This window comes from Frankia sp. CgJB1 (assembly GCF_977947065.1).
This window is the reverse complement of sequence record NZ_CDWTNB010000220.1, coordinates 1-6,080: the sequence shown is the minus strand read 5'-3', so window position 1 is coordinate 6,080 and position 6,080 is coordinate 1. Positions and strand designations below refer to the sequence as shown.

The window sequence follows — 6,080 nt, the reverse complement described above, 5'->3', positions numbered from 1 at the left end:
CGGCCGGGCTGCGCCGGGTGTGTCGGCTGGTCACCGGGTGACACCCGGGGCGTCGGCCGACGAGCTGGCCGAGGAGATCGCGGCTCTGCTCGCGGAGTACCTCGGCGTGCCCTCGGTGGACCCGGCGCGCGACCTGTGGGACCAGGGTGCGACCTCGTTCACGATGGTGCGGCTGTCCACCGCGCTGCGAGAGCGGCACGGTGTGCGGGTTCAGGTGTCGGCGCTGCTGGCGGACCCCAGCGCGCGCGGCATCGCCGCACACCTCGCACGGGAGAAGCCGTCCGCGCTTGGGGGCCCCGGGGAGACCGAGGTCGAGTTCTTCTCGCCCGAGGACCGGGCGCGGTTCAAGGCCGGCCGGCGGCACCTGCGGCCGACCTCGCCGGACGAGCCGGCGACCCGGCTCGGCGGCGCCGCGCCGCCCGCCCGGGCCTACCGCGACCGCGCGACCCGACGGGACTTCACCGGCGGGTCGGTCACCCTCGACGCGCTGCGCGCGCTGCTCGGATCGCTGCGGTCGAGCGACGTCGACGGCAGACCTCGACGCCTCTACCCGTCCGCGGGCGACACCTACGCCGTGCAGGTGTACCTCCATGTGCGGCCGAACGGGGTGAAGGGCCTGGCGCCGGGCATCTACTACCACCGACCCGACGAGCACGTGCTGCAACGGGTGCATGAGGGCTCGCCGATCATGGTCGAGGCGCACTTCCAGTACAACCGGGAGGTGTTCGACCGGGCGGGGTTCGAGCTGTACCTGATCTCGGAGCCGCGCGGCATCGAACCGCTCTACGCCGAGGAGTCCGAGCTGTATCTGGCGCTGGAGGCCGGTTACGTCAGCCAGCTGCTGATGACCGCCCAGGCCGAGCAGCCGGTGGGGCTGTGCCCGATCGGGGCGATGGCGTTCGACTCGGTACGTGAACACTTCCGGCTGCACCCGGGCCAGCGGCTGCTGCACTCCTTCCTGGGCGGGGCGGTGGACAGGTCGACCGCCGGGAACACCGCGGTCCCGGCGCCGCGCGTGGAGGTCTCGTCGCCCCGGCCCGCGGCCGGACCGGTGAGCCGGGTCTCGACCGGGCGGCGCCACACCGCCGAGGTGGCGGTGACCGGGATGGCGGGCCGCTACCCGGAGGCGGACGACGTCGGCGCGTTCTGGCGCAACCTGCGGGCCGGCCGCCGCTCGGTCGGCCCCGGTGCCGCCTGCCCGCGCCGCGGCGCTCCGCGACGGCTTCGAGCCGCCGCACGGCGGTTTCCTCACCGACGTCACCACCTTCGACGCGCTGCCGTTCCGGATCTCGCCACGGGAAGCGGAGCTGCTGGACCCGCAGGTGCGCCTGCTGCTGCCGGTCGCCTGGCAGGCGCTGGAGGAGGCGGGCCTGATCAGTGAGCCGCGGGGTCACGGCGGCCCTCGCGTGGGCGTGTACGTCGCGGTGATGTGGCACGACCACCGGCATGTCGGTGAGGCTCGGTGGCGCGCCGGTGCCCCCGCGCTGGTCGCCGCCGCCGCGTCCGACCTTCCGGCTCGCCTCACCCACGCCTTCCGTCTGCGCGGTCTCGGTGTGGCGGTGGACACCTCCTGCTCGTCGTCGCTGACCGCCGCGTACCTGGCGGTGACGGCACTGCGGGCAGGGGAGTGCGACGCGGCCCTGGTGTGTGGCGTCAACCTGGTCACCCACCCCTACCACCTGGCCGTGCTACGCGACCTCGGGCTGTCCACCGAGGTCCCGGCGGACGGTGCGTTGGTCCCGGCGGACGGTGCGTTCGCCGCCGACGGCGCCGGGTGGTCGCCGGGTGAGGGGGCCGGCGCGCTGGTGCTGCGCCCGCTGGCCGACGCCCGGGAGGACGGCGACGTGGTACACGGCGTCATCGAGGCCGTCGGCGGCGGCGGCGTGGGCGGACGGGGCCGTTTCGGTGTTCCCGACAGCGACGCGCTCGCCGAGTCGGTCCGCGAGGTGCTGGGGCCGCACGGCCTGTGCGGGGCCGACATCGGCTACGTCGAGTGCGGTGGGTCCGGCGCGCCGATGGCGGACGCGGCCGAGCTTGCCGGGCTGCTCGCCGCGCTGAGATCCGACGGCGGCGGGCAGCTTGCCGTGGGGACGGTCAAACCGAACATCGGACACCTGGAGGCCGCGGCCGGCATGTCACAACTCACCAAGGCGCTGCTCCAGCTGCGGCACGGCACACTCGCGCCCACGCTGGTGAGCACGCACCGGACGCCCCTGGTGGACTGGGACGACCCGAGGCTGGAACTGGTCGACTCCGCGCGGCCGGCCCTTCCGGGACGGGTCCTGGTGAACGCCGTCGGCGCGGTCGGCTCCTTCGGCCACGTCGTGCTGCGCCCCGGGAGGACGCCGTGACCGGTCCGTGGACGAAGCCGACCCCGCGGATGACCGAGGCGCCGCTGCGCCTGTTCTGCGTCGCGCACGCGGGCGGCGGCGGCGGTTTCTTCCTGCCGTGGCGCGATCGGCTGCGTCCGGCCGTCGAGGTGTGCCCGGTGCTGCTGCCAGGCAGGGAGTCCCGCATCGCCGAACCGCCTTACCGACGGATGGAGGATCTGATCGGCCCGCTGTGCGATGGACTCCGTCCGCACCTGGACCGGCCCTACGCGCTGTTCGGGCACAGCATGGGCGCGGCCGTCGCCTACGAGGCGGCACGCCGGTTCACCGGGGAGGGCCGTGCCCCGGTGCGGCTGCTGGTGTCCGGTCGGCGCGCGCCGCACCTGGCCGCGCGCCGCCGCCCTCTCGCGGACGTCCCCGACGACGACTTCAGCGCCGCGGTGGTCAGCCTGGACGGGACGCCGGACGTCCTGCTGGAGCAGCCGCAGTTGATAAAGCTGCTGTTGCTGACCATGCGTGCCGACTTCGCCGTCAACGAGAGCTACCGGCCCGGCGACGGGCCGCGGCTGACCTGCCCGGTGTCGGCGTTCACCGGCGACCGGGACCCGGAGGTCGAGCCGGTGGAGGCCGAGCGATGGCGGGTCACCACGGACGGCGCCTTCCGCCTGCATGTCTATCCGGGCGATCACTTCTACCTGACCGGGCTGCCGGACCCGCTCCACGACGACCTGATGACCGACCTCGAGGGGGATGTTGCATGGCCATCGGCATCGAGGCGCTGAACTGCTACGTCGGGCGGGCCTGCTTCGAGGTCGAGGACCTGTTCCGGGAACGTGGCCTGGACATCGCCCGGTTGGGCAACCTGATGATGACCCGCAAGTCGGTGAACCTGCCGTGCGAGGACGCGGTGACCAACGCGGTCAACGCGGCCCGCCCGCTGCTGGCCGCGATGGACGAGCGCGACCGGGCGGACATCGAGCTGCTGGTCGTCGGCGCGGAGTCCGGTGTGGACATGGGCAAGCCGATCAGCACCTATGTGCATCGCCACCTCGAGCTGTCGCCGCGGTGCCGGTCGTTCGAGGTCAAGCACGCCTGCTACGGCGGCACGGCGGCACTGCACACCGCCGCGGGCATCATCGCCCACTCGCCCGTGCCACGTGCCAAGGCGCTGGTGATCGCCGCCGACGCGCCCGGCTCGGGCTCGCGCGGCACGTACTGGGAGCCGTCCGAGGGCGCGGGCGCGGTGGCGATGATCGTCAGTCGGGACTGCGCGGTGCTGGAGCTCGACGTGGGCGCGAGCGGCACCCACACGTTCGAGGTGATGGACACCCTGCGGCCCAGCGCCGACGTGGCCGTCGTCGACTCCGACCTGTCGCTGCTGTCGTACCTGACGTGCCTGGAGCACAGCTTCGCCGCCTACCGCGAGCGGGTGGTCGGCAGCGACGTCGTGGACACGTTCGCGTACCTGGTGTTCCACACGCCGTTCGCCGGCATGGTGAAGGGCGCGCACCGCATGCTGCTGCGCAAGCAGGGCGCCCTGGCGTCGAAGGACGCCGACACCGACTTCACCAGTCGGGTGGCGCCCACCATCAAGTACGCCTCGCAGGTGGGCAACCTGTTCTCCGCGTCGCTGTACCTGGCGCTGGCCTCGCTGCTCGGTAGCGCGATGCCAGTGACACCGGCCAGGATCGGGCTGTTCTCCTACGGATCCGGCTGCGGGTCGGAGTTCTTCAGCGGCGTGCTGGGGGCCGACGCGGTGGAGGGGTAGGTCGGTTCGGCATCGGCGAGCGGATCGCCTCCCGACGCGCGCTCACGATGGCGGAGTACGACCAGGCCGTGGCCCTCGGCGGCGACCGCGGCCACGGCGTGGCGGGCCAGGCATTCGAGACCGGGCCGTACGCCGAGCTGTTCGACGGGGCCGGGTTGCTGGTGCTCGATCACATCGACCGCTACCACCGCGTCTATCGGTGGAGCTGACCGTGCCCGCCCTCGAGGTCGAGTGGGCCGGGCCGGTTGTGCGGGTCACGCTCGCCCGTCCGGACAGGGGCAACGCCATCGACCCGGCGCTGATCGCCGCCCTGCACGCCGCGCTGGACGAGGCCGAGGCGCGGCCCGACTGCCGGCTGGTCGTGCTGCGCGCGCGGGGCGGCGTGTTCTCGGCCGGCATGGACGTCGCGGTGGCCGCCCGCGCCGACGACTCCGGCCACGACCCGGCCGAACGCGGCGGCGTGTTCTTCGAACTGCTCGACCACATCACGGCCGTGCCGCGTCTGGTCGTCTCGTGCGTGGACGGCCGGGTGTCGGGCGGCGGGGTCGGGCTGGTGGCGGCCAGCGACCTCGTGCACAGCACCGAACGCGGTGTCTTCAGCCTGCCCGAGGCGATGTGGGGGCTGCTGCCGTGCAGCGTGCTGCCGTTCCTGGTGTGGCGCGTCGGTTTCCAGACCGCCTACGCCATGGCGCTGACCACGCTCCCGGTCACCGCGGCCGAGGCCGCGCGGTGGCGGCTCGTCGACGAGGTGTCCCCCGACCCGGCCCCGCTGGTGCGCAGACTGACCGCGCGGCTGGCGAAGCTGGACGACACGGTGGTGGGCGACGCCAAACGGTTCTTCGGCGCGCTCCACCCGATCACGCCGGAGACCAGGCGGCTCGCGGTGACCGAGTTCGACCGGTTGTCGGGGACGCCGAGAGTGCGGGATCGCTTCGCCCGCTTCGCGGCGACCGGCCGCTACCCCTGGGAGTAGCCGGTGGCGATCGTGTGGGCGTTCCCCGGCCAGGGCTCGCAGCGCAAGGGCATGGCCGACGGCCTGTTCGAGCGGTTCCCCGACCTCACCGCGCAGGCCGACGAGGTGCTGGGCCTCTCGGTGCGCGAGCTGGCCGGCGACCTGCGGCGGCTGGATGACACCCGCGGCACCTCCAGCCGGTCATGTTCACCGTCAACGCATTGCGCTACCTGGATCTCGCGGCGGCCGCGCCGCAGCCTGACTTCATGGTGGGGCACAGCCTCGGCGAGTACAGCGCGCTGTTCGCGGCGGGCGCGGTGGACTTCACGACGGGCCTGCGCCTGACAGCGCGGCGGGCCGAGCTGATGGGTGGCATCCGGGGCGGCGGGATGCTCGCCGTGCTCGGGCTCGACGAGGACCGCCTCCGCCAGGTGCTGGTGGCGGCGGACGCCCCGGATGTGGAGGTCGCCAACTACAACTCCTCGCGCGAGATCGTGGTCTGCGGGCCGCGGGCGCAGGTCCGGGCGATCGCGCCGCTGGTGCGGGCGGCCGGCGCGGCGAAGACGAAGCTGTTGCAGGTCAGCGTGGCGGCGCACTCCCGGCACATGGCGCCCGCGGCGGCGCGGCTGCGGCAGGCGTTGGACCGGGTGGTCTTCGCGGAACCGCGCGTGCCGGTGCTGTCCAACGCCACGGTCGAGCCGCACACCGCCGACCGGGTCCCGGAGCTGCTGGAGTGGCAGCTGTGCGCACCGGTCCAGTGGCGACGGACCATGCGGTACCTGCTCGATCGCGGGGTGGAGGAGCTGGTCGAGGTCGGGCCGGGGACCGTGCTGACGAAGCTGTGGGCGCAGGCGCGCGAGGAGTGGGCGTCGGTGGCCGTCGCGGAGCCGGTGGCGGTCGGTCGACCCACCGGCTCCCGCGAGCCGGCCGACCCCGGCGAGACCGCCGACGTCCGGGAACCGGACGAGGTCGTCGTACCGGCCGCCGTCGCGGCGTGGGTCGGGCCGGCTCCGGCCGAGCGGCTCGGCGC

The 6,080-nt window shown here is 73.8% G+C and carries 7 protein-coding genes; all 7 read left to right on the top strand.

From position 1 onward, the window contains the following. The coding region (locus AC08OT_RS18520) for a nitroreductase family protein (protein WP_476603101.1) at positions 1-1,381 on the top strand (1,381 nt) is incomplete at its 5' end. After that, a complete protein-coding gene (locus AC08OT_RS18515) occupies positions 1,275-2,351 on the top strand; it encodes a beta-ketoacyl [acyl carrier protein] synthase domain-containing protein (RefSeq protein WP_476592338.1) in 1,077 nt (358 codons plus the stop codon). The genes AC08OT_RS18520 and AC08OT_RS18515, both read left to right, overlap by 107 nt. Then, the gene (locus tag AC08OT_RS18510) at positions 2,348-3,112 is read left to right on the top strand and encodes a thioesterase II family protein (RefSeq protein ID WP_476603100.1); all 765 of its coding nucleotides are present in this window, start codon (positions 2,348-2,350) and stop codon (positions 3,110-3,112) included. Before AC08OT_RS18515 ends, AC08OT_RS18510 begins: the two co-directional genes overlap by 4 nt. Continuing rightward, the gene (locus tag AC08OT_RS18505; RefSeq protein ID WP_476592332.1) at positions 3,088-4,098 is read left to right on the top strand and encodes a hydroxymethylglutaryl-CoA synthase family protein; all 1,011 of its coding nucleotides are present in this window, start codon (positions 3,088-3,090) and stop codon (positions 4,096-4,098) included. Before AC08OT_RS18510 ends, AC08OT_RS18505 begins: the two co-directional genes overlap by 25 nt. 47 nt (positions 4,099-4,145) lie before the next feature. Continuing rightward, positions 4,146-4,307, top strand: a complete 162-nt coding sequence (locus AC08OT_RS18500; protein ID WP_476592331.1) for a hypothetical protein — start codon at positions 4,146-4,148, stop codon at positions 4,305-4,307. 2 nt (positions 4,308-4,309) lie between these two features. Next, the gene (locus AC08OT_RS18495; protein WP_476592330.1) at positions 4,310-5,071 is read left to right on the top strand and encodes an enoyl-CoA hydratase-related protein; all 762 of its coding nucleotides are present in this window, start codon (positions 4,310-4,312) and stop codon (positions 5,069-5,071) included. Positions 5,072-5,253: 182 nt separating this feature from the next. Next, positions 5,254-6,080 (top strand): ACP S-malonyltransferase (locus AC08OT_RS18490; protein WP_476603099.1); only part of this gene is annotated, 827 nt, incomplete at its 3' end.

Bases quoted from the DNA above. Each gene is read 5' to 3' on its own strand.
- AC08OT_RS18500 (WP_476592331.1), top strand. From the start codon at position 4,146: ATGGCGGAGTACGACCAGGCCGTGGCCCTCGGCGGCGACCGCGGCCAC.
- AC08OT_RS18505 (WP_476592332.1), top strand. From the start codon at position 3,088: ATGGCCATCGGCATCGAGGCGCTGAACTGCTACGTCGGGCGGGCCTGC.